This is a genomic window from Phocaeicola intestinalis, from assembly GCF_014837065.1.
GTDB classification, from domain to species: domain Bacteria; phylum Bacteroidota; class Bacteroidia; order Bacteroidales; family Bacteroidaceae; genus Phocaeicola; species Phocaeicola intestinalis.
Genome location: NZ_JACSPP010000067.1, coordinates 1 through 21,615, shown reverse-complemented (window position 1 = coordinate 21,615; position 21,615 = coordinate 1). Strand labels below are relative to the sequence as shown.

General features: G+C 46.0%; 17 protein-coding genes, 2 tRNA genes and 1 other RNA gene. 7 read left to right on the top strand and 13 right to left on the bottom strand.

The features are described 5' to 3' along the window. Positions 1-289 precede the first annotated feature (289 nt). On the top strand, positions 290-1,249 hold the full coding sequence (locus H9625_RS15270) for a glycoside hydrolase family 43 protein (RefSeq protein ID WP_191765175.1): 960 nt from the start codon (positions 290-292) through the stop codon (positions 1,247-1,249). A gap of 33 nt (positions 1,250-1,282) precedes the next feature. Here the strand turns inward: H9625_RS15270 and H9625_RS15265 are convergent, their stop codons facing one another. The 3 genes from H9625_RS15265 to H9625_RS15255 all read right to left on the bottom strand — a co-directional run bounded on the left by H9625_RS15265 (position 1,283) and on the right by H9625_RS15255 (position 3,814). Beyond that, a complete protein-coding gene (locus tag H9625_RS15265; RefSeq protein ID WP_158098082.1) occupies positions 1,283-1,498 on the bottom strand; it encodes a hypothetical protein in 216 nt (71 codons plus the stop codon). Between the two features lie 158 nt (positions 1,499-1,656). After that, positions 1,657-1,986: a DUF3467 domain-containing protein gene (locus tag H9625_RS15260; protein ID WP_022040256.1), complete on the bottom strand. Its 330-nt coding sequence runs from the start codon at positions 1,984-1,986 to the stop codon at positions 1,657-1,659. Between the two features lie 103 nt (positions 1,987-2,089). Continuing rightward, positions 2,090-3,814, bottom strand: coding sequence for a S41 family peptidase (locus H9625_RS15255; RefSeq protein WP_087210411.1), 1,725 nt, complete (start codon positions 3,812-3,814; stop codon positions 2,090-2,092). Between the two features lie 285 nt (positions 3,815-4,099). Here H9625_RS15255 and H9625_RS15250 point away from each other — a divergent pair, with 285 nt between their 5' ends. The 3 genes from H9625_RS15250 to H9625_RS15240 all read left to right on the top strand — a co-directional run bounded on the left by H9625_RS15250 (position 4,100) and on the right by H9625_RS15240 (position 8,154). Beyond that, complete coding sequence (locus tag H9625_RS15250; RefSeq protein WP_013619416.1) at positions 4,100-4,306, top strand: hypothetical protein; 207 nt, start codon at positions 4,100-4,102, stop codon at positions 4,304-4,306. A 112-nt stretch (positions 4,307-4,418) separates the two neighbouring features. Further along, positions 4,419-5,024 carry a riboflavin synthase gene (locus tag H9625_RS15245; RefSeq protein ID WP_087251476.1) on the top strand — a complete coding sequence of 202 codons (606 nt, stop codon included), beginning with the start codon at positions 4,419-4,421 and terminating at the stop codon, positions 5,022-5,024. A 40-nt stretch (positions 5,025-5,064) separates the two neighbouring features. Next, positions 5,065-8,154, top strand: a complete 3,090-nt coding sequence (locus tag H9625_RS15240) for a glycoside hydrolase family 2 TIM barrel-domain containing protein (protein WP_191765173.1) — start codon at positions 5,065-5,067, stop codon at positions 8,152-8,154. A 339-nt stretch (positions 8,155-8,493) separates the two neighbouring features. On the opposite strand, the gene H9625_RS15235 is transcribed toward H9625_RS15240, so the two are convergent. The 5 genes from H9625_RS15235 to rnpB form a co-directional block, all read right to left on the bottom strand. Beyond that, entirely contained in the window at positions 8,494-10,107 is a 1,614-nt protein-coding gene (locus tag H9625_RS15235) for a M64 family metallopeptidase (RefSeq protein ID WP_191765171.1), read from the bottom strand. A 157-nt stretch (positions 10,108-10,264) separates the two neighbouring features. Next, positions 10,265-10,660 carry a hypothetical protein gene (locus H9625_RS15230; RefSeq protein WP_191765177.1) on the bottom strand — a complete coding sequence of 132 codons (396 nt, stop codon included), beginning with the start codon at positions 10,658-10,660 and terminating at the stop codon, positions 10,265-10,267. 111 nt (positions 10,661-10,771) lie between these two features. After that, complete coding sequence (locus H9625_RS15225) at positions 10,772-11,017, bottom strand: XRE family transcriptional regulator (RefSeq protein WP_191765169.1); 246 nt, start codon at positions 11,015-11,017, stop codon at positions 10,772-10,774. Positions 11,018-11,445: 428 nt separating this feature from the next. After that, a complete protein-coding gene (locus H9625_RS15220; RefSeq protein WP_191765167.1) occupies positions 11,446-12,750 on the bottom strand; it encodes a YihY/virulence factor BrkB family protein in 1,305 nt (434 codons plus the stop codon). Between the two features lie 114 nt (positions 12,751-12,864). Then, an RNA gene (rnpB, locus tag H9625_RS15215) (RNase P RNA component class A) lies at positions 12,865-13,226 on the bottom strand. Between the two features lie 259 nt (positions 13,227-13,485). On the opposite strand from rnpB, the gene H9625_RS15210 reads away from it, so the two are divergent. Beyond that, positions 13,486-14,982 carry a trypsin-like peptidase domain-containing protein gene (locus H9625_RS15210; protein WP_191765165.1) on the top strand — a complete coding sequence of 499 codons (1,497 nt, stop codon included), beginning with the start codon at positions 13,486-13,488 and terminating at the stop codon, positions 14,980-14,982. 545 nt (positions 14,983-15,527) lie between these two features. Here the strand turns inward: H9625_RS15210 and nspC are convergent. The 5 genes from nspC to H9625_RS15185 all read right to left on the bottom strand — a co-directional run bounded on the left by nspC (position 15,528) and on the right by H9625_RS15185 (position 21,163). Further along, positions 15,528-16,691, bottom strand: a complete 1,164-nt coding sequence (gene nspC, locus H9625_RS15205; RefSeq protein WP_087213280.1) for a carboxynorspermidine decarboxylase — start codon at positions 16,689-16,691, stop codon at positions 15,528-15,530. 38 nt (positions 16,692-16,729) lie between these two features. Next, positions 16,730-16,933, bottom strand: coding sequence for a hypothetical protein (locus H9625_RS15200; protein WP_158100021.1), 204 nt, complete (start codon positions 16,931-16,933; stop codon positions 16,730-16,732). 257 nt (positions 16,934-17,190) lie between these two features. Further along, entirely contained in the window at positions 17,191-19,503 is a 2,313-nt protein-coding gene (locus H9625_RS15195) for an ATP-dependent helicase (RefSeq protein WP_191765163.1), read from the bottom strand. A gap of 8 nt (positions 19,504-19,511) precedes the next feature. Then, positions 19,512-20,876, bottom strand: coding sequence for a PFL family protein (locus H9625_RS15190; RefSeq protein WP_022039867.1), 1,365 nt, complete (start codon positions 20,874-20,876; stop codon positions 19,512-19,514). Positions 20,877-20,890: 14 nt separating this feature from the next. Further along, positions 20,891-21,163, bottom strand: coding sequence for an ACT domain-containing protein (locus H9625_RS15185; protein WP_022039868.1), 273 nt, complete (start codon positions 21,161-21,163; stop codon positions 20,891-20,893). Positions 21,164-21,323: 160 nt separating this feature from the next. Here H9625_RS15185 and H9625_RS15180 point away from each other — a divergent pair. Then, positions 21,324-21,408: transfer RNA gene (locus tag H9625_RS15180), tRNA-Ser, on the top strand. Between the two features lie 49 nt (positions 21,409-21,457). After that, positions 21,458-21,544, top strand: a tRNA-Ser gene (locus H9625_RS15175). The last annotated feature ends 71 nt before the right edge of the window (positions 21,545-21,615 follow it).

The following is a 21,615-nucleotide window of genomic DNA, read 5'->3' as shown; positions in this document are numbered from 1 at the left end:
TCTTTCATTTACAAATTTAATAATTCTCTTGGCTTTATGCTATTTTGCTAGCACATTACAAACATAGGAACTAAAAAGAAGATTATCATTTTTTTCTAATATGGCAAAACACCACCTGAAAGTCACTATTCGTTTGAAATGAAGTAACAAACCTCCAAACTATACAACAAAAAACAAATGTCCACCAAAGAAAGGTAAATATCCACCTTCCTGGAAGTGAACATTCTTATTTTTGTATGACATACAAATCTAATAAAGAAAAGTAAACATGAACACACGTATTCAATCCATGATGCTGCTGACTTTGATGATATGTGCCGGCAGCTTTGCGACCTTTGCCAGTAACAATGATACAACGTTTGTTGCATCTGGCAACCCGATAGTCAATTATAAATATCTGGGCGACCCTGCAGCAATGGTTTATGACGGCAAAGTATACATTTATGCCGGACACGATGAATGCCCTGCTCCCGAACAATACTACCTGATGAACGAATGGTGCATTCTTTCTACCGAAGATATGCATACTTTTACCGAACATGCCTATACATTAAAAGCTACCGATTTTAAATGGGCGAAAGGAGAAGCATGGGCAAGCCAGGTAATCGAACGCAACGGAAAATTCTACTGGTATGTGACCGTAGAACATGCCACTATTCCCGGCAAATCTATCGGAGTAGCCGTTTCCGACTCTCCTATCGGTCCATTTAAAGATGCACGTGGTTCGGCACTTATTACCAATGACATGACAACTGAATATACCTCCATCCGATGGGACGACATAGACCCTACTGTATTCATTGATGATGACGGACAGGCATATTTGTTTTGGGGAAATACCCAATGCTATTATGCCAAGCTGAAAGAAAACATGACAGAACTGGACGGTCCGATTATGCCCATACAGTTGCCCCGTTTCACCGAAGCGCCTTGGATACACAAACATAACGGCTGGTATTACCTGTCGTTTGCATCCGAGTTTCCTGAAAAAATCTGCTATGCCATGAGCCGCAACATTAACGGTCCATGGGAATACAAAGGCATCCTGAACGAAATAGCTGGTAATTCGAATACCAACCATCAGGCTATCATTGAATTCAAGGGGAAATCCTATTTCATCTACCACAACGGGAGTATTAATACAGACGGCTGCGGTTTCCGACGGGCCATCTGTATCGACCGTCTGTACTATAACGAAGACGGTACCATCAGACGTATACAAATGACATCGGAAGGAATCTGGGAATAAGGCTTTTCATTAATTTTCTAGATAGGTTATACACTAAAAAAATCCGTGGATACGCCGGGATGGCGCATCCATGGAACTATTAGAAGCTGTTTTGAATTTCTCCAAAAAGTTTTTCTTGGCTTGATGTATCCGTTTTCGTGTGTGCTTTGGGCGATTTTTTGGTCCTTTTCGCTCCTGTTCTTCGTCAGATAGCCCGCTATCTTCCTCATCACAGAAGCGGAAATGCCTCAAAAACTCATCCCAAATCATCGCACGATAAATTCAAAACAGCTTCTTATTCCCTAAAAAATATACTGAAACTTCTCACAAGAAAAACAACATCAAAAAAAAGACCGACTGCAAATCGGGCAAACCCATTCAGGCCTGCACCGATTCCAGTCGGATTTATATCTAGTTCTAAGTGCTTCTTATGCTTCACCTTTGAAATCACTCAAAGGGGGTACAAAGGTTTTGGCATTGCGCTGCTGCTCTGGCATCTGAATCGGTCCGAAATTCTTTTCGTATTTTACGATATTATCCTGCAAAGCAAACATCAGGCGTTTGGCATTTTCAGGAGTCATCACTATACGCGACTGTACGCCGGCCTTAGGAAGTCCCGGCATGATACGTACAAAATCAAGTATAAATTCAGATGTAGAATGAGTGATAATAGCCAAATTGGCATACGTACCTTGAGCCACTTCTTCTTTCAGCTCTATCTGCAATTGTTCCGGATTGTTATTATTTTCGTTTTCCATAATGATTTACTTTTCTACTGATTTTAGGACTAGTTATTTACTCCACAAAAATAGGAAACTTTTCTCTATTTACCATATACTTCCATAAAAATATTTTGCAAAATCATTTTTGTGACGCCGTGTGCGCATCCGATTCTGTTTTTGCTTCCGGCACTGAAAGAATCTTGCGGTATTCCGCAGGAGACGTCAGCACTTCAATCGCTTTCTTCAAGTCGGCATCGTCTTTCAAACGCTGCATCGCCGCACCCCGTTCAAAGAAATATCGGGTTGCTACTTCTTCGGCTATCTGTTCTTTTATCGGTCCGGAAAAATAATCCAGGTCACGATCCAAGTTATGGTTCAGTTTCTGTTCCAATGCCTTAAACTCTTCGGCCGCGCCTTCCATATACCCTTCAAATTCGGCTACTTCTTTCAAGGTTTTCAGCATTTGTTCGCTCTGGCGGTCATAAGTGAAGTTGGCATCCTTTACCAGTTTTTTAAAATCGCCATAATCCTCATCTGTAATCTGCAACGAATCTACAGAGACCAATGCCGGATGAGTCAGGCAATACTGGGTAGCATAGTCAAATATCAAATCATCATTCAGCAAATAGAAAAGAATATTAGGGAACTTATCACCCTTCACTTCTATGTCGGGACGTATGCCTCCCCCATCACGCACTTCACGACCGGCAGCTGTATAAAACACATGGGTCAGACTGTCGGGGATACGTGCCACCGAACCATCAGCATTCTTCTTCGCATAATCTATTGCCTGAATGCAACGCCCGCTGGGAATATAATACTTCGAAGTAGTCACCTTCAGTGTCCCATTATACGGAAGCTGACGAGTGGTCTGAACCAATCCCTTCCCATACGTACGGGTGCCAATGATAACTGCACGGTCTAAATCCTGCATCGAGCCACTCAAGATTTCAGAAGCCGAAGCGGTGTTGCCATTAACCAATACAGCCAGAGGCATTCCCGTATCAATCGGTTCATTCGCGGTCTTAAAAGACCCTGCAGCCTGACGGATCTTACCTTTGGTTACGACTATCTCCTTGCCTTTAGGTATAAAAAAATTGACAATGTCTACCGCTTCCTGCAACGATCCTCCCCCATTGTCACGCAAATCGAGAATCAATGCCTTTGCTCCTTTATCTTTCAGTTCAATGAATGCTTTTTTTACATCCTTGGCACAGTTGTCGGTAAAGCCACTGAGTGCCAGATAACCGATACTATCGTGCACCATACCGTAATAAGGCACCGGATTGTTCCGGATATTCTTACGGGTAATCTTAAATTCCATCACCGTGCTGTCGTTTTTCAACGGACGGAGTACTTTCAGGATAAACGATGTACCCGGTTCGCCACGTAAAGCCTCACTTACTTTCTCCGAAAACTCTTGAGGTTTCAAATCACCACGAACCATGTCCTTCCCTCCTACTGATAGGATAATGTCGCCCGCCTTTACTCCTGCCTCTGCAGCCGGCATACCCTCTATCGGCTCTATCACGGCAATACGGTCTTTCTTCTTGTAATACCGGATAGCCGCACCGATACCTCCATACTTTCCGGTAATCATCTCCTTCAAGCTGCTCACTTCTTCTTCGGGATAATATTCCGTATAAGGGTCGGTAAGTGCCAACATGCCGTTTACCCCGTTCTGAATCACTTTCTCCGGATTAAGGGTATCGACATAAAACAAATCAAGTTCCTTGAAAATAGCATTGAATATATCCAGATTCTTCGCTATTTGGAAATTACGGTCGTCTTCCTGTTTAAAACTGGACAAGCCCAAAGCCATCAATACGACCAATGCCCCTATAAGTGTTCTTTTTGTATTCATAACTTTACTAAACGATTATGAGGTACAAAGAAACACATTATTCTGCTTCGGATAACAGAACCAAGCAAATATTTAACTTTATTTCGTTTGTCACGCCAGTCACGGAAACCGGTTGCATCATGCCACGCATATAGTTGCACCTGCCGATGCAGATACTTTCGCGTGCCAATACAAATAAGTGCAGGCAGAGCAGAACATTTCCACAAGAAAAAACGCTTCGATTTTTTGGTTGCTAACCGTAGCCTGTATATATTTGCATTACCATAATTAATATAGTTGAACGAAATGAAAACGTATGACATTTATTTCTCGGACCAAAGTTCGAGCGACAACAAGGGATTTTCTATCAAAACCGAAGAGAAAGCCATCCACATGGCAGAAGACATACTCGCCAAAGGCGGGAGCTACATCGAAGAATATGCCGGAGGTACCATATCGGTAATCGACTCGGAAGGAGTAACCGTATGGAGCAAACCCATACCGAAAGCATAACTCAAGAACTCAAGAACTCAAGAACTCAAAAACTTAAGAACTCAAAAACTTAAGAACTCAAAAACTCAAAAACTCAAAAACTCAAAACTCAAAAACTCAAAACTCAATATCTATGTTCTCAGGAATAGTAGAAGAATGTGCCAAAGTAGTCAAGATAGTCAAAGAACAGGAAAACCTGCATCTGACCTTGACGTGTTCGTTTGTAAATGAACTGAAAATAGACCAAAGCGTGTCGCACAACGGTGTGTGCCTCACCGTGGTTCACATCGAAAACAATACGTACACCGTTACCGCCATGAAAGAAACCATCGAACGCTCGAATATCGGGCTGCTGAAAGAAGGCGATGAAGTGAACGTAGAACGGAGCATGCTGATGAACGGCAGGCTGGACGGGCATATCGTGCAGGGACATGTAGACCAGACAGCTGTATGCACGGCTATTGACGATGCCGACGGAAGCTGGTATTTCACGTTCAAGTATGATTTCCAGCCCGAAATGGCGAAACGCGGATACTTTACCGTAGACAAAGGCTCGGTAACCGTCAACGGGGTGAGTCTGACCGTATGTAACCCGATGCAAGACTCGTTCCAAGTAGCGATCATCCCTTATACCTTCGAACATACTAATTTCCACACGCTGCACATAGGAAGCGTGGTAAATCTGGAGTTTGACATCATCGGCAAATACCTGAGCCGCATGATGCAGCTGGTGGGATAAAAGAAACACGAACATAACATTAACACTTTAAATTGAAAGCATGAGAAAAACATTTGCATTGGGATTATTGGGCATCTCTCTTCTTGCCGGGAACGCCCAGACATTCAAAGAGTGGCAAGACCCGGAAATAAACGCCATCAACCGTGCGCCGATGCATACCGACTATTTCGCATACGAGTCGGCAGAAGCTATCGGAAATGGGAAAACGCAATCGCAGAACTATATGAGCCTGGATGGCACTTGGAAATTCTTTTGGGTGGCAAATGCCGACCAGCGCCCTACCGATTTCTGGAAAACCGGATACAACGACAAGGGATGGGATGACATACAAGTACCCGGCGTATGGGAACTGAACGGATACGGAGACCCCATCTATGTAAACACCGGCTTTGCCTGGCGGAACCAATACGAAAGCAATCCTCCCTACGTACCCACCGAAAAGAACCATGTAGGCTCTTACCGCCGGGAAATCACCGTTCCGGCTTCGTGGAAAGGGAAAGACATTATCGCACACTTCGGTGCCGTCAGCTCGAACATGTACCTTTGGGTAAACGGGAAATTCGTAGGATATAGCGAGGACAGCAAGCTGGAAGCTGAGTTCGACCTGACCGCTTACCTGAAACCGGGGCAGAAAAACGTAATCGCGTTCCAGGTATTCCGCTGGTGCGACGGGTCGTACCTGGAAGACCAGGATTTCTTCCGCTACACCGGAGTGGCACGCCACTGCTATCTGTATGCACGCAACAAGAAACGCATCGAAGACATCCGCGTCACCCCCGATCTGGATGCCGGGTACAAAAACGGTACACTTGCCGTTGATGTACAGCTGAAAGGAAGTGGCAACGTGCTGCTGACCCTGAAAGACGCCGAAGGAAAGGAAGTGGCTTCGGCTTCGACCAAAGGGGAAACGGTAACGATGAGCGTTGAAAACCCGCACAAGTGGACCGCCGAGACTCCTTATCTTTATACACTCTATGCACAGATGGAAGGTGCTTCGGGTGCTGAAGTGATTCCGGTAAACGTAGGTTTCCGCAAAATCGAACTGAAGAACGCACAGATACTGGTCAATGGCCAGCCGGTATTGTTTAAAGGTGCCAACCGTCACGAAATGGATCCCGATGGCGGTTACTATGTATCGCGCGAACGTATGCTTCAAGACGTATTGCGCATGAAAGAGCTTAACATCAATGCCGTACGTACCTGCCACTATCCCGATGATGCATATTGGTATGAATTGTGCGACCGCTACGGACTCTATATGGTAGCCGAAGCCAACATCGAATCGCACGGTATGGGATACGGTGACAAGACTTTGGCAAAAAACGCTTCGTATGCCAAAGCGCACATGGAACGCAACCAGCGCAACGTGCAACGCTCGTTCAACCATCCCAGCATCATCTTCTGGTCGCTCGGGAACGAAGCCGGATACGGACCCAACTTCGAAGCTGCCTACGACTGGGTGAAGGCAGAAGACCCCAGCCGTGCCGTGCAGTACGAACAAGCCCGCCAAGACGGAAAGACCGACATCTTCTGCCCGATGTATTACGACTACAAGGGATGTATCGCCTATTGCGAAGACAACAGCAAGCAGAAACCACTCATCCAGTGCGAATATGCACACGCCATGGGCAACTCGGAAGGTGGATTCAATGAATACTGGGACCTGGTACGCAAATATCCCAAATACCAGGGCGGATTTATCTGGGACTTTGTAGACCAGTCGTGTCGCTGGACCGGAAAGAACGGACGGACTATTTATGCCTACGGAGGTGACTTCAACCGCTTTGATGCCAGCGACATCAACTTCTGCGACAATGGTCTGATAAGCCCCGACCGTGTGCCCAACCCGCACGCCTACGAAGTGCGCTACTTCTATCAGGACATTTGGACCACCCTTGCCGATGCACAAAAAGGCATTGTAAAGGTGTATAACGAATACTTCTTCCGCGACCTTTCGGCATACCGCACGGAATGGGAATTGCTCCACGACGGACGTATTGTACGCACAGGCTCAGTAGAAAGCCTCAGCATAGCTCCTCACCAGACTAAAGACGTGACACTGGATTATGGAACCATCGGTACCGAAGGCGAATGGTTGCTGAACGTGAAATACGTATTGAAAAACGCCGAAGGCATGTTGCCCGCCGGTCATACCGTAGCCTACGACCAGCTGACTCTGAAAGCCTACGAAGCACCGGCACTGGAGTTTGCCAATGTAAAAGAAAGCAACCAGGACATCATCGTGCCGGAAATCGATGCTACCAACAGCAATTACCTGGTAGTGAAAGGCGAAAACTTCGATATCGAATTCAACAAATACACCGGATACCTCACCGTCTATGAAGTAGAAGGCGTAAGCTATCTCGAACCGGGCACCGCACTGGCACCCAACTTCTGGCGTGCACCGACCGACAACGATTTCGGAGCCGGACTACAACAGAAATATGTGGCATGGAAGAACCCCGGCATCCGCCTTACCTCGCTGAAGAGTGAAATGGAAAACGATATGGTGAAAGTCAGTGCCGACTATGAACTGAAAGCCGTTTCGGCGACTCTCTCGCTCACTTACCTCATCAATAACAAGGGTGCGATAAAAGTGGTACAGGCAATGAAAGCCGACCCGAACGCAAAGGTATCAGACATGTTCCGCTTCGGCATGAACCTGATGATGCCCCGCCAGTTCGAAACCATTTCGTTCTACGGCAGAGGTCCGTGGGAAAACTATTCCGACCGCAACCATTCTACGCCGCTGGGTGTATACCGCCAGCAGGTAGACGACCAGTATTATCCGTACATCCGTCCGCAGGAAAGCGGAAACAAGACCGATCTCCGCTGGTGGCAGGTCATCAACAAAGCGGGCAACGGACTGATGTTCGTATCCGAAGCTCCCTTCTCGGCATCGGCTCTGCCCTACCGCATCGAAGACCTTGATGAAGGCTGGGTGAAAATCCAACGCCACTCGGGCGAACTGGACAAAGCCGGCATGACCAACCTGTGTATCGACAAGGCGCAGATGGGCTTGGGATGTGTCAACAGCTGGGGTGCCCTCCCGCTGGAGAAATACCGCCTGCCCTACGGCGATTATGAATTTACCTTCATCATGTCACCCTGCTGGCATCAGGTGAAGTAAGCAAGCTAAACCATAAGAGAAAGAACTCCGGCTGCATCGTCCGAACAAAGGATGGCGCAGCCGGAGTTTCTTGTTTTATGATACTACATTTTATATCCGAATATTCCAACTGATACAACCATCTCACTTCAAAATTCCCAAGCAGCAGTACTAACCTATCAAGACTATACAGTTAATTTTCATTCCGGCATAAGCCTTTTAATTCGTCCAATCATACTGCTCCTTATAAACATCGAATTGGAATTTCTCTTTTATGCTTACTTCCAAATAAGAAATGCAGCTTGAGTTTTAATGTCAAACCGGCATTTTCATCGAAAGAGAAAGAGGTGATTTCCTTTTTTACTGCTTACACCAGTTCCATACTGGTGTACCTAAAGGAGAAATAGGTTGATGTGCCACACGAGATATGTCTTCCTCCGGCAGACTGACATTGTCATTGGCTATAAAATTATCCAAGACGAATTGTTCTCCACCTAAATTCATAATCCTTTGTACAATCGCCCGGCGGCTTTGTACATTAAAATAAGGGATGTTATTGTTCATGCAACTATTTTCTTCCGGACGCCAAACTCCGTACCGGTATTCATAACCTCCTTCAAAAGCACCTACATCTTTATATTTATCACCTATGAAATCTTTCCAAAGAATTTCGGTCAAATTGTCTGTAAAGTCTAAATTCATTTGGAATCCTAATGCTTGCCAAGCACGTATATCCTCTTTGCGGCTTTCAGGCATTTCACGCTGATAATACACATACTCATCACACAAAAATCCAAAGCCATGTCCGCCTGCTTCATGATGAACCACACCTTCGAAATCATTCGGACGTGCTTCCCGGCTCATCGGACATAAGGCAATCGAATTGCCATCTGAATAAAGATAAGTAGTGCCGGCATATTTTTCACTATTCAACACCACAATAAGGGTCATGGGTTCTGTGCCTGCTTCTTTTACCTTTTGTGCATACTCAAAACAGATATCGTCATTACAGGTAATAGCCGTACCGCTCCCATATTCGCATTGAAATTTCGTAGAGACCCTGTTGCCGTTTTCTCCCTTTATCCCTTCTCCTTCCGACTCTGCCATAATCGCATATACATTGAAATATTCCTGATAAGAATTGTATGGCTCTATGGAAAAGAAGTAATCGGCGGCTTGCTTCATGTACTCTTCATATCGCCCTCCTACGGCAAGATATTCTTTCGTAAACCCGTCTCCCATTAAAAACAAATTGACTCCATCTCCTTTGGTCGCTTGCTTTATTTGAATATAAGAGCCGTCCACATAATATTCTGTTGGATTAGGATTGCCTGCCTGAATGACAGTAAGCGTATCGGAAAGACTGTATGTTTCGTTGCTGATAACAACTTGAGCAGTACGGGATTCGCGAGAAGTGTTTTCCGCTACTTTAAGCGTGAGCGAATCTCCCATGCCCCCAAGAATCGATGCCTTTCCTATTGATGTCAAATCATCATTGATGCTTCCCTCGTCTTCAAGCATAAGCCAACCTGCCGAAACTTTTACGTCATAGCGAACGTTAGCTTCCACATCTACTTTTAGTTTTGCCTCTGCAAAGCCTAAACGATATTCCTTTTCACCGGAAAAAACTAAACGTGATTGGGCTGACTGGGTAATAGAAAGAACCTGTTCTTGGCTTTGGGTAAAGAATATAATGGTACAGCTTCTACCGAAATCCGTTTCATTCCGTTCTGCCGTAAAATAGAGTGACGTACTCCCACCGTTTTCTTTTATATTCAGAGTCAGCCAGTCGGGAATAGAAGTCATGTTCCATTCTTCATTAGCGACCACTTCCAACATTTCCCTCTTTTCTCCCGTCCAGTCGAAGGTTATTGAAGTCCGAGTTAATGACAAGAATCCATTATCTCTTTCATTATCACTACAACTGTATAGAAATAAACAGCAGAAGAAGCCTATCCACGTTAATATCCGCATAATGAATTTTATAAAAAGCCAAACAACGTTTTAATTCAACCAATACAGAAATCTTCCCTATTTACTATCCGATAGTGAAAATGGGTGTGTCCAAAAAAACTATTAATATTTGCTTGGACACACCTGCTATCTATAATCCCTACTGACACAATTACCTCTATTGTTTATAAAAGGTTCCTACAAAAGTATTGGTAGATTTATTAGTCACATCCATTTTGATATTTGAAGATATTATACCCTCCATATTAGCTTTACCTGCTTGCACCGCAGTAAATATGACTAAATCTTCAGAACGTCGGTACTCATAATTTATTGTTTCTGTTTCTATAACAATACCTCCTGCATTTCTAACTGAAATAACCAAACTAGCACTTCCTTCATCAAAAAAAGTAAAAACTTGTTCTACACTACCATCTGAATATAATTCAGTGTATGACCAACGTGTTCCTACTAAAGAATCTGCAGTCGGCTCATCGTCATCACTACAACTAAACATACAAACACTCGTTACAAACATGAGTAACACCATTGACAAATACTTCATTGCTTTCATATTCTTTTATGTTTTAAATTACTTTGACAAAGGTAAAGCAAATATAAAATACGAATGGCAAACGAGCGATGCAGGATTAACACAGTTGTGATGCGAATATTGCAACAAAATTCAAGGATAATCTGTATTTCCTTCTGAATCAGACAAATCAGATAAATGTATATCTGTAGATAAATCAGAGAAAAAATCACGGTTCAAGATAAGCGATATACGGGCAAGCAAATGCGTATCAATGCTTTCTTTCTGAAACAAACGGTAGACATTCGAACGGTCGCAAGACAATTTACGGGCAAACCAGCTGACACTGCGCTCTTGCTTTTCTAATTCTTCTTTGATTAAAATACCGATAGACTTCATTACTGATTATAAACAAACATCCTCCCAGCTCGCAAGGACCATTATTAAACCACGAAACGTGAACTGCAATGCTACCACGTCTTTGAATGAAGGTCCTGAGAAAACCCTTGTGTACAGATGTAGTAATAGCAGCCCACGCTATAGCGTGAGAACCACTATGCTATCCTTGTACACGTTTTGAAAATTTCTCAGGTTTTCATTCGCAAGAGATGAGCATAACGCCTCTTAATATTCTAATATTGTCTTGTTTGTCTGGATAAGAGTTGCCTCTATCTGTCTGCAAAAATAATGAAAAAACAATAGCATCGCTTATTTTTCGTATTTTAATTGACGTGCTTGCATAAAATTATCTTCAAGAATATTTTTAGTCCTGCAAAAAGGTAAACACCGCCTGCCTTTGAAAGCGGCAATCAAAGGTTTTTTTATTTCTACAAATCCTTCACCAGAATGCGCCCGTTTTGGTACAGGTACGCCTGCTTTGCCTCAATCAGGACATGCCACGAAGCCGAATAGTCCTCCTTGTCTATCTTGAAGTTTTCGGCGCCGGCACTGTCCAGCCGCTCTATCAGCACACCTACGGTCAGGCGGTTGATGTCCATTCCGGGCAAGTAACGGATGTTTCCTTCTTTATCGTCATCAGAAGTTTCGTAAACCAGACGGACATCGGTCAGCTCGTAGAGGATATTCTTTGTCAACCGGATGGGAATCTTATGCTCTTTGCTCAGCTCTTCTGCCGTATAGGGCTGCTGCTCGTGCTCGAACCGCTTGCAGATAGCGGAGAGCACGATGGCACAGAAGAAATCGTGGTAGCGCCGGCTGATATGCGCCGTTTCTTTCCCGAAGCTGAACGAAGAAAGGTTCTGGCTGACATAGCTCATCTCGGCACCGAACAGGCAGATGGTCCATGACACCTGTGTCCATAACAGGAACATCGGGATGGCGGCAAAGCTTCCGTAGATGGCATTGTAGTTCGAAATCCATATCTGGCTGTTGACGTAGAAATACTGGAAAGCCTGAAAGGCGCTACCTGCCAGTATCCCCGGAAACCAGGCATGGCTTAGCTTCACTTTCGTGTTGGGCATGAACACGTATAGCGCGATGAACATCCCCCACGTTAAGGCATACGGGACGAGACGCACCAGGAACTTCAGCATCGGTCCCAGCAGAAGGAAGGTTTCCAAATCCTTTACGTACGTGGTCATCACGATGGTCAGACCGCTGGAGATAACGATGAGCAACGGAAGCAGTAGCAGCATCGAAAAATAATCGGTTATCTGGCGGAACACCGTGCGGGGACGCTTTACCTGCCAGATGGCGTTGAAACTGCGCTCGATATTGTCTATCAGCATCAGGATGGTAAACAGCAACATAATCAGGCCCACGCCGATGAAGATGCCGCTCTGCGCGTGTTGCAGGTAAGAATTGACCCACGAAAACACCAGCTCGCTCTGCTGGCTCATCACACCGCTTTTGATTTGCTGCTCCATCAATGCATCGAAACCGAAGCCGCGGGCAATGGCGAACAGCAAGGCAAGGATGGGGATGATAGACAGCAATGTGCTATACGTCAGTGCCGAAGCACGCACCGGAATGCGGTCGTTCAAGAACTGCTCTATCGAAAGGTAAATGATTTTCACACACGAATACAGGCGCTTCCTCACTGGAGTTACCTCATCTTCGGTGATTCTCCAGATGCCGTCTGTCAAGAATTGAAGCCAATATTGCAGTCTCATAGTTATTAAATGAAGAATGAAGAATAAAGAATGAAGAAACAGCGTTCGGCGTAAGCCAATGCCATGCGGACGAAGTTAAATTCTTCATTCTTAATTCTTCATTCTTAATTTAAAAAAAGCAGCCGGCCTGTAAGCCGGGTTCTGTTCCTTATATAATACAAGGTGTCTGTCATTTATCTACGCCCTTTGTCACCAAAAGGCTCTAGCGGTCTACCCTCCGACGTGGGGCGAGCAACCCTCGTTAATGCCGGTTTACACGACCTTACAACTCCTAAGATGCACAGCCCGCGTGTCACCACGCGGCTGGTAGGCTCTTACCCTACCTTCTCACCCTTACCTCTCCGGGTAGGAGCGGCGGTTATTTTCTTCTGCATTACTCTACCCTCGCGGATAGCTTTCTGTTAGGAAGTAGGATGCTCTGCGTTGCCCGGACTTTCCTCTTGTGCCGAAACACCAGCGACAGACCGTCCGACTGCTTTCTGACTGCAAAGGTACGCAATAAATGCATTCCTCCTGCCATTTTTACGAGAAATATCTTTTGCGACTGCAAAAGTGACTGATAATGAATGCAAATTTGTCAGTTATCCCCGTTAAGCGCGGTTAAGGAGCTGTCTTGCTTTGTTAAAAGAGAGAAAAAAGAACACACAAGGAGTACAACCGCATAATATTTGTTCTACTTTAGCAGATGAAATGTTAAAGCAATAACGAAATTAACAATTTAAACCAGTTATAGATATGAAAAAGACAACTAAGTTCGCATTAGGAGCAGTCGCACTGATTGCTGTAAGCGCAGGAGTGGCAGGAGTGACTTCGTATGCCATCCTCCAGTCTAAAGATACAAAGAACGCTTCTTTCTACGAAGAGTTCCAAACGGCTACTCCAGCTAAATATGCTGCATTCGATACATCGAAAATGCAGCCCGTCGACCTGACACAAGCTGCCGAAAGTTCACTGAACTCTGTAGTACACATCATGGCTATCCAGCGGAGTAAGACGAAGGTAATACAGACCCAACCGGATATTTTCGATTTCTTTTTCGGTGACGGCCGCGGACGCCAGCAGCAGGTCCAGACTCCCGAACAAAAGGGTTTCGGTTCGGGCGTTATTATCTCGAAAGACGGATACATCGTGACGAACAATCACGTGATTGATGATGCCGACGAGATTTCGGTCAAGCTGCACGACGGACGGGAAATGAAAGGACGGGTTATCGGTACCGATGCTACTACCGACCTGGCTTTGGTGAAGATAGAAGGCGATGATTTTCCTGCCATTCCGGTAGGCGACTCGGATGCCTTGAAGGTAGGCGAATGGGTGCTTGCCGTAGGTAATCCTTTCAATTTGGGCTCTACCGTAACGGCGGGTGTCGTAAGTGCCAAGGCACGTGGATTAGGTGCCAATCAGGTAGAATCATTCATTCAGACCGATGCCGCCATCAACAAAGGAAACAGTGGTGGTGCACTGGTGAATGCAAAAGGCGAGTTAGTGGGTATCAACGCCATGCTGGTTTCTCCCACCGGAGCTTATTCGGGCTACGGCTTCGCCATACCTACCAGCATCATGACCAAGGTGGTGACCGACCTGAAGCAATACGGAACCGTACAGCGTGCTTTGTTGGGCATCGGAGGACGCGATATGGGTAGAGAAGAATTTCCGGAAGAAATCCGTAAGGAGCAGAAAGAACTGGGCATCGGATATGGTGTACAAGTTGTAGAAGTACAAGAAGAAGGCTCGGCTGCCGGCATCTTGAAAGTAAACGATGTCATCATTGCCATAGATGGTGAGAAGGTAGAAACCATGGCTTCTCTGCAAGGCATCCTTGTCAAGAAACGTCCGGGAGACAAGGTGAAAGTGAAAGTATTCCGCGACAAGAAAGACCAGGAATTCACCATCACTCTGAAGAACGCTCAAGGTAATACGAAAGTAGTGAAGAAAGCCGACATGGAACTGCTGGGAGCAGCCTTCCGCGAAGTGCCTGCCGAACTGAAACGCCAGCTCAACTTAGGATATGGTGTACAGGTAACAGGTGTAAGCGACGGACGTATGGCAGACAGCGGTATCCGCAAAGGATTCATCATTCTGAAAGCCAACGGCAAACAACTTCGTACCGTACAGGATTTGGAAGACGTGATGAAAGCGGCTTCCCAGTCGCCCGACCAGGTATTGTTCATGACCGGTGTCTATCCGTCGGGCAAGCGCGCCAACTATGCCGTAGACTTGGCACAAAATTAACAATATAAATAGTAGTTTTCATAGGATAAAAAGGTAAAAGCAGATTGCACACTCTAACAAAAAAGAGGTTCCGCACGTTACGGAACCTCTTTTTTGTTATACTTTAAACGGCATCTTATACTTCGCCCAAAGCACACACGAAAACGAATACATCAAGACGGAGAAAAAACTTTTTGAAGAAATTCAAAACAGTTTCTCAAAAGGTTGTCGTTATCTTCTTCTCCCGATGCAGAAAACTTCGTCTGGTGTAAGATTAATAATCTTCCGCTTGTAAGATTAATAATCTTGCAGCCTGAAGATTAATAATCTTACAGCGGATGGACCTATATGCGTTTGCCGACGCACCTATATCCGCGGGCTTCCGCAACCTCCTGCGTCTGGCTATGATACTATCCGGAAAAACGGGCAAAAGAGGCTCAGCAAACGAACATAAGTAACTTGCCCGTTTAACATAAGTAACTTAGGCGTTTAACATAAGTGAGTCAGACGGTTCACTTATGTTCGTTTGAGGAGGCTTTTATATACGATAAATTCAAAACAGTTTCTCAACACATCCGGTCACGGTAATCTTCATAACCGAAGGTACGATATACTTCCAGTTCACCATTGCTATGATACAGGGCAATAGACGGATGGTGAATACCGTTGAACATATTCGTCTTCACCATCGTGTAATGAATCATGTCCTCGAACACAATCCGTTCGCCCACCTGCACTTCATGGTCGAACTTCCAGCTTCCCATATAGTCGCCACTCAGGCAACTGTTCCCACCCAGACGATACACGTGGGCTTCGGGACCTGCCGTCTTGACCGCATCGGCGGGAAGCGACTCTGCCCCACGCACCGCCGGCTGGTAAGGCATCTCCAGACAATCGGGCATGTGGCACGTAAAGCTTACATCGAGAATCGCCGTACGGATTCCCCGGCTCTCTACCACATCCACCACCGAAGCCACCAGCGGTCCCGTCTGCCAGGCAAAGGCAGAGCCAGGCTCCAGAATAATCTGCAAATGCGGATAACGTGCCTTCAACCCCTTCAGCAATCCAATCAGATGCTCTACATCATAGTCCTTACGGGTCATCAGATGCCCACCTCCCAAATTCAGCCATTTCAGCTGCGGGAACCAGCGCGAAAACTTTTCTTCGATATGCTTCAGCGTACGTTCCAGCTCGTACGAACTGGACTCGCAATGGCAATGGCAATGAAAACCCTCAATGCCTTCGGGCAAACGTTCGGGAAGCAAGTCTGCCGTCACTCCGAAACGTGTGCCCGGCGCACAAGGGTTATATAGTTCCACTTCCACCTCCGAATACTCCGGATTGACACGTATACCACAAGAAACCGGTTCAGGATAAGCCTTAACCATCGGATAGAAACGTTCGAACTGCGAAAGTGAATTGAATGTGATATGGCTGCTATATTTCAGAAACTCTGGGAAATTAGCTTCGGTGTAAGCCGGCGAATAGGTGTGCGCCCGACTTCCGAACTCTTCGAAAGCCAGACGTGCCTCGTACACCGAACTTGCCGTCGTATGGCTGATGTACTCGCGGAATATCGGGAACGATTTCCACATCGCAAATGCTTTAAACGCAAGGATAATTTCTACCCCAGCCCGGTCGGCTACCGACTTTATCACCCCCAGGTTTTTCCTGAGCAAATCTTCTTCCATTACATAACACGGAGAAGGAACTTTAGTTACATCTAACATACTACTACTGTTTCGCTTTTTCTCAACACAGATTATTTTTATTTTTTTGAATTCCGCAAAATACCCATGGTATAAGAAGCTGTTTTGAATTTCTCCAAAAAGTTTTTCTTGTCTTGATGTATACGTTTTCGTGTGTGCTTTGGGCGATTTTTTGGTCTTTTTCGCTCCTGTTCTTCGTCAGATAGCCCGCTATCTTCCTCATCACAGAAGCGAAAATGCCTCAAAAACTCATCCCAAATCATCGCACGATAAATTCAAAACAGCTTCTAAAAGGGAGTTAGAAGGAGTTATGCCTTCGGCAGGAGTTATACTTCATGCGGTATGTGCATTTTGTATATGCCACGTAGTAGAGACGATGTGCACATCGTCTCTACAGAATCGATGCTAAAGTATTGGCTTCTAAATCATTTTAACTCCCTGAAATAATTCCTTTTAACTCCTTATTGGGCAAAATGCGGATATTCATTTTATTTTTTAAATTCGCCTGTAGTGAAAAACATTATTCTATTACTTTAAAACGGGCGAACTTCAACAAAAGCTGCTTCACACCGGCATGCCGGAACTCTACGGTCGCCTTGCAATTGTCGCCCGTGCCTTCTACTTTCACTACCTTACCGATACCAAAACGCTGGTGTTCAATCATCTGACCAACCGACAGACCTGCTCCAAGTGCCGGACCTGCCGTATCCGGAGCATCTGGGGAAAGCTTACGCAGATTACGCGGACTTGCCACAGAGACTACACGAGGCTTCTCCATTGCAACTTTCGGACGGGAAATGCCCGACGAAGCTTCTGGAGCCAATCGGCTGGCACGCTCGTTCTGCGTAGTACGTGAAAAGGCAGCGTCCTCTTCGGGCAATTTCAGATAACGCGCATCAATGTCACCCAAGAAACGGCTGGGACTGCTAAACTCTGTTTTCCCATACCGGAAGCGCGACTTGGCATAAGACAAGAAGCAATGCTCCTCGGCACGTGTAATCGCTACATAGAACAAGCGCCGTTCTTCTTCAAGCTGCTTTAAATTTCCAGACACCATCGGACTGGGGAACAGGTTTTCTTCAAGCCCAACTACAAACACATTCTTAAACTCCAGCCCCTTGGCCGAATGAATGGTCATCAGTGTTACTTTGGCACCTTCACCCTCTTCGCTATCCAGGTCGGTCAGCAAGGATATTTCCTGCAGATAATCCGAAAGCGACACACGGCTGTTCCCTTCCTCCTCACGGCTGGCACAAAAGTCATGCATACCGTTGATCAACTCTTCTATATTCTCCTGCCGGCTCAGATTTTCGGGCGACCGGTCCCGGTACACATCGGCAACAATCCCCGAACGCCTGACAATGTCCTGCCCCAAGCCGTAGGCATTTTTGCTTGCCACATCCGAAGCAAATCCGGCTATCAGGTCGCGGAACCCCTGCAATCTGGCAACTGTACTCTTCGTCAATGACAGACCATACGCCAAAGGCTCGTTCAGTACCGTCCACAGACTGACATTGTGTTGCGTAGCCGCACTTGTAATTTTATTCAGCGTCGTATCGCCGATACCCCTTGCCGGATAATTGATAATCCGCTTGAACGCTTCTTCATCATGAGGGTTCACCGCCAAGCGGAAATAAGCCGTCACATCCTTAATCTCTTTCCGCTGATAGAAAGACAATCCACCATAAATACGGTAAGGAAGCCCTCGCTTACGTAACGATTCTTCGAAAATACGGCTCTGTGCATTGGTGCGGTACAGAACGGCAAAATCATCATATCCGTATCCGTCTCTCGCCACCATCCGGGTTATCGTACCTGCAACGATTTCTCCTTCCTCCACGTCACTATAAGCTTTGAACACCGGAATAGGTTCGCCCTTGTCTTTCTCCGAAAACACCTCTTTGTGTATCTGCGCGCGGTTTTTCGCTATCAAGCTGTTGGCGGCTTTCACAATGGTCTGTGTAGAACGGTAATTCTGCTCCAGCTTGAAAAGCCGCGCTTCCTGGTAAGTCTGTCTGAAATGAAGGATATTATCGATATTGGCTCCACGGAACGAATAAATGCTCTGTGCATCGTCTCCCACGACACATACCTTGCGGTATTTCTCGGTGAGCTGCCACACGATGCGGTGCTGGGCGTAATTAGTGTCCTGATACTCATCTACCAATACAAAACGGAAGCGTGAGGCATATTTCTCGCGCACATCAGCATGTTGTTCGAACAGCAAGTAGGTATAAAGCAGCAAGTCATCGAAATCCATGGCATCGCTTTGCCGGCACCGCTCCCAATAACGAAGGTAAATATCACGTATGGCAGGCACTTTTGCCTCCACATCACTTTGATAACATTCAGCATTTGACGCATACGCCACAGGCAATACCAACTGGTTCTTTGCCTGGCTGATGCGGCTCTGTACCAGTCCCGGACGGTAAGTCTTGTCATCCAGCCCCATTTCCTTAATGATGGTTTTCAATAAGCTTTTCGAGTCAGCCGCATCATATACCGTAAAATCAGATGAAAAGCCCAACCGTTCTGCCTCGGCACGCAGGATACGGGAAAAGATGGAATGGAATGTCCCCATCCACAGATAACGTGCCTTCTCCTCTCCTACCTGTCGTGCAATGCGTTCCTTCATTTCCCGGGCCGCCTTATTGGTAAAAGTCAGAGCCAGGATAGACCAAGGCTCATAACCCTGGTCCATCAGATAAGCAATCTTATATGTCAATACACGCGTCTTACCCGAACCTGCCCCTGCTATCACCTGCGAAGGCCCGTCGATATAGAGCACCGCTTCCCGCTGGCTCTCGTTCAGTCCGTCTAAATCAACTGCCATACTTCTGCTTAGTTCTTAAAGCTATGTATCGGTGCAGGGATGCGTCCTCCCCGGTTCACAAAAGCCTCACAGCTGAAACGGTTGACCGGCATAACAGGAGCATATCCCAACAAACCACCAAACTCTACCGTTTCGCCCACTTTCTTTCCTTCTACCGGAATGATACGCACCGCCGTAGTCTTCTGGTTCACCATACCAATAGCCGACTCATCGGCTATAATACCCGAAATAGTAGTAGCCGGCGTATCGCCCGGAATAGCAATCATGTCCAATCCTACCGAACATACGCAAGTCATCGCTTCCAGTTTCTCGATAGTCAGTGCCCCTGCTTCTACCGCATCAATCATCCCTTGGTCTTCGCTCACCGGAATAAAAGCACCACTCAGACCTCCTACATACGAAGAAGCCATTACACCTCCTTTTTTTACCTGGTCGTTCAGCAAAGCCAATGCCGCCGTAGTTCCCGGTGCTCCCGGGTGTTCCAGTCCGATTTCCTTCAAAATATCCGCTACACTATCGCCTACTGCCGGCGTAGGAGCTAATGACAAGTCAATAATGCCAAAGGGTATCCCCAACCTGCGCGAGGCTTCCTGAGCCACCAGCTGTCCTACACGGGTAATCTTGAACGCTGTACGCTTGATAGTTTCGCACAACACTTCGAAATCGGCATCCCGAATCTGTTCGAGTACATACTTCACTACTCCAGGACCGCTTACGCCCACATTGATAATGGCATCGTCTTCCGAAACGCCGTGAAATGCACCTGCCATAAACGGATTATCATCGGGAGCATTGCATAATACCACCAGCTTGGCACAGCCCAGTGAATCACGCTCTGCAGTAAGCCGAGCCGTTTCCTTGATAATATCCCCCATCAGACGCACTGCATCCATATTGATACCCGTCTTAGTGGAACCTACATTCACCGAGCTGCAGATACGTTCGGTGCAGGCCAAGGCTTCAGGGATAGAACGAATCAGCAATTCATCACTTCGTGTCATCCCTTTAGAGACGATAGCCGAATAGCCACCGATGAAATTCACCCCCAATTCCTCTGCTGCACGGTCTAGCGTACGTGCAACCTTTACATAATCGGCAGTAGTCTGGCAAGCTGCCCCACCCACCAATGAAATCGGCGTAACCGAGATACGTTTGTTCACGATAGGAATCCCGTATTCTTTCGATATGTCTTCTCCTGTCTTTACCAAGTCTTTGGCAAGCCGGGTTACCTTTTCATAAATCTTCTGACAAAGAATATCCACGTTGCTATCTGCACACTCCAACAGATTGATACCCATTGTAATGGTACGCACATCCAGATTTTCTTTTTCAATCATCTTGTTGGTTTCCAGAACCTCTGATATATTAATCATAAGCCAGCCTTTTTTTAAATCCGATGCATTTTATCGAAAATCTCTTCACGCTGACATTTCACCTGCACGCCTAGCGCTTGTCCTACTTCAGTCAGTTCATTAACCACCTGCTCAAACGGTTTTGCAATACGCGCCATATCCACAATCATCATCATATTGAAGAACTCCTGCACGATAGTCTGCGATATATCCAGAATGTTGATATTGTTTTCTGCAAGATACGAACATACTTTGGCAATAATGCCTACCGAATCTTTTCCTACAACAGTAATAATAGCCTTATTCATAATTCCGTTCATTAAGTTTGATAATGAGGGCAAAGATAGACAAATCTTAGTAAAACTCCCCCTTTCTCATACTTTTTTTGCCCGAACGCTTGCATATTCAAAAATAATCCGTACCTTTGCAACGCTTTTGAAAACCAGAAGCACTTACCCTACAGTTTAAGGAGAGGTGGCAGAGTGGTCGATTGCGGCGGTCTTGAAAACCGTTGTACCGCGAGGTACCCGGGGTTCGAATCCCTGTCTCTCCGCTGAACAGAAGCGCTTTCATGATTTTTTTCAGAAAGCGCTTTTTATTTTGGAGAGATGCCGGAGTGGTCGATCGGGCCGCACTCGAAATGCGGTGAACGGGTAACTGTTCCCAGGGTTCGAATCCCTGTTTCTCCGCAACAAACGCTGAAAATCAGCAGATTGCAAAACAAACACCCAGTTTTACACCCAAGAATGTAAAGTCGGTG

What these genes read in the sequence shown, in the direction of transcription:
- H9625_RS15270 (WP_191765175.1), top strand. Translation starts at nt 290, where the DNA reads ATGATGCTGCTGACTTTGATGATATGTGCCGGCAGCTTTGCGACCTTT.
- H9625_RS15265 (WP_158098082.1), bottom strand. Translation starts at nt 1,498, where the DNA reads ATGATTTGGGATGAGTTTTTGAGGCATTTCCGCTTCTGTGATGAGGAA.
- H9625_RS15260 (WP_022040256.1), bottom strand. Translation starts at nt 1,986, where the DNA reads ATGGAAAACGAAAATAATAACAATCCGGAACAATTGCAGATAGAGCTG.
- H9625_RS15255 (WP_087210411.1), bottom strand. Translation starts at nt 3,814, where the DNA reads ATGAATACAAAAAGAACACTTATAGGGGCATTGGTCGTATTGATGGCT.
- H9625_RS15250 (WP_013619416.1), top strand. Translation starts at nt 4,100, where the DNA reads ATGAAAACGTATGACATTTATTTCTCGGACCAAAGTTCGAGCGACAAC.
- H9625_RS15245 (WP_087251476.1), top strand. Translation starts at nt 4,419, where the DNA reads ATGTTCTCAGGAATAGTAGAAGAATGTGCCAAAGTAGTCAAGATAGTC.
- H9625_RS15240 (WP_191765173.1), top strand. Translation starts at nt 5,065, where the DNA reads ATGAGAAAAACATTTGCATTGGGATTATTGGGCATCTCTCTTCTTGCC.
- H9625_RS15235 (WP_191765171.1), bottom strand. Translation starts at nt 10,107, where the DNA reads ATGCGGATATTAACGTGGATAGGCTTCTTCTGCTGTTTATTTCTATAC.
- H9625_RS15230 (WP_191765177.1), bottom strand. Translation starts at nt 10,660, where the DNA reads ATGAAAGCAATGAAGTATTTGTCAATGGTGTTACTCATGTTTGTAACG.
- H9625_RS15225 (WP_191765169.1), bottom strand. Translation starts at nt 11,017, where the DNA reads ATGAAGTCTATCGGTATTTTAATCAAAGAAGAATTAGAAAAGCAAGAG.
- H9625_RS15220 (WP_191765167.1), bottom strand. Translation starts at nt 12,750, where the DNA reads ATGAGACTGCAATATTGGCTTCAATTCTTGACAGACGGCATCTGGAGA.
- H9625_RS15210 (WP_191765165.1), top strand. Translation starts at nt 13,486, where the DNA reads ATGAAAAAGACAACTAAGTTCGCATTAGGAGCAGTCGCACTGATTGCT.
- nspC (WP_087213280.1), bottom strand. Translation starts at nt 16,691, where the DNA reads ATGTTAGATGTAACTAAAGTTCCTTCTCCGTGTTATGTAATGGAAGAA.
- H9625_RS15200 (WP_158100021.1), bottom strand. Translation starts at nt 16,933, where the DNA reads ATGATTTGGGATGAGTTTTTGAGGCATTTTCGCTTCTGTGATGAGGAA.
- H9625_RS15195 (WP_191765163.1), bottom strand. Translation starts at nt 19,503, where the DNA reads ATGGCAGTTGATTTAGACGGACTGAACGAGAGCCAGCGGGAAGCGGTG.
- H9625_RS15190 (WP_022039867.1), bottom strand. Translation starts at nt 20,876, where the DNA reads ATGATTAATATATCAGAGGTTCTGGAAACCAACAAGATGATTGAAAAA.
- H9625_RS15185 (WP_022039868.1), bottom strand. Translation starts at nt 21,163, where the DNA reads ATGAATAAGGCTATTATTACTGTTGTAGGAAAAGATTCGGTAGGCATT.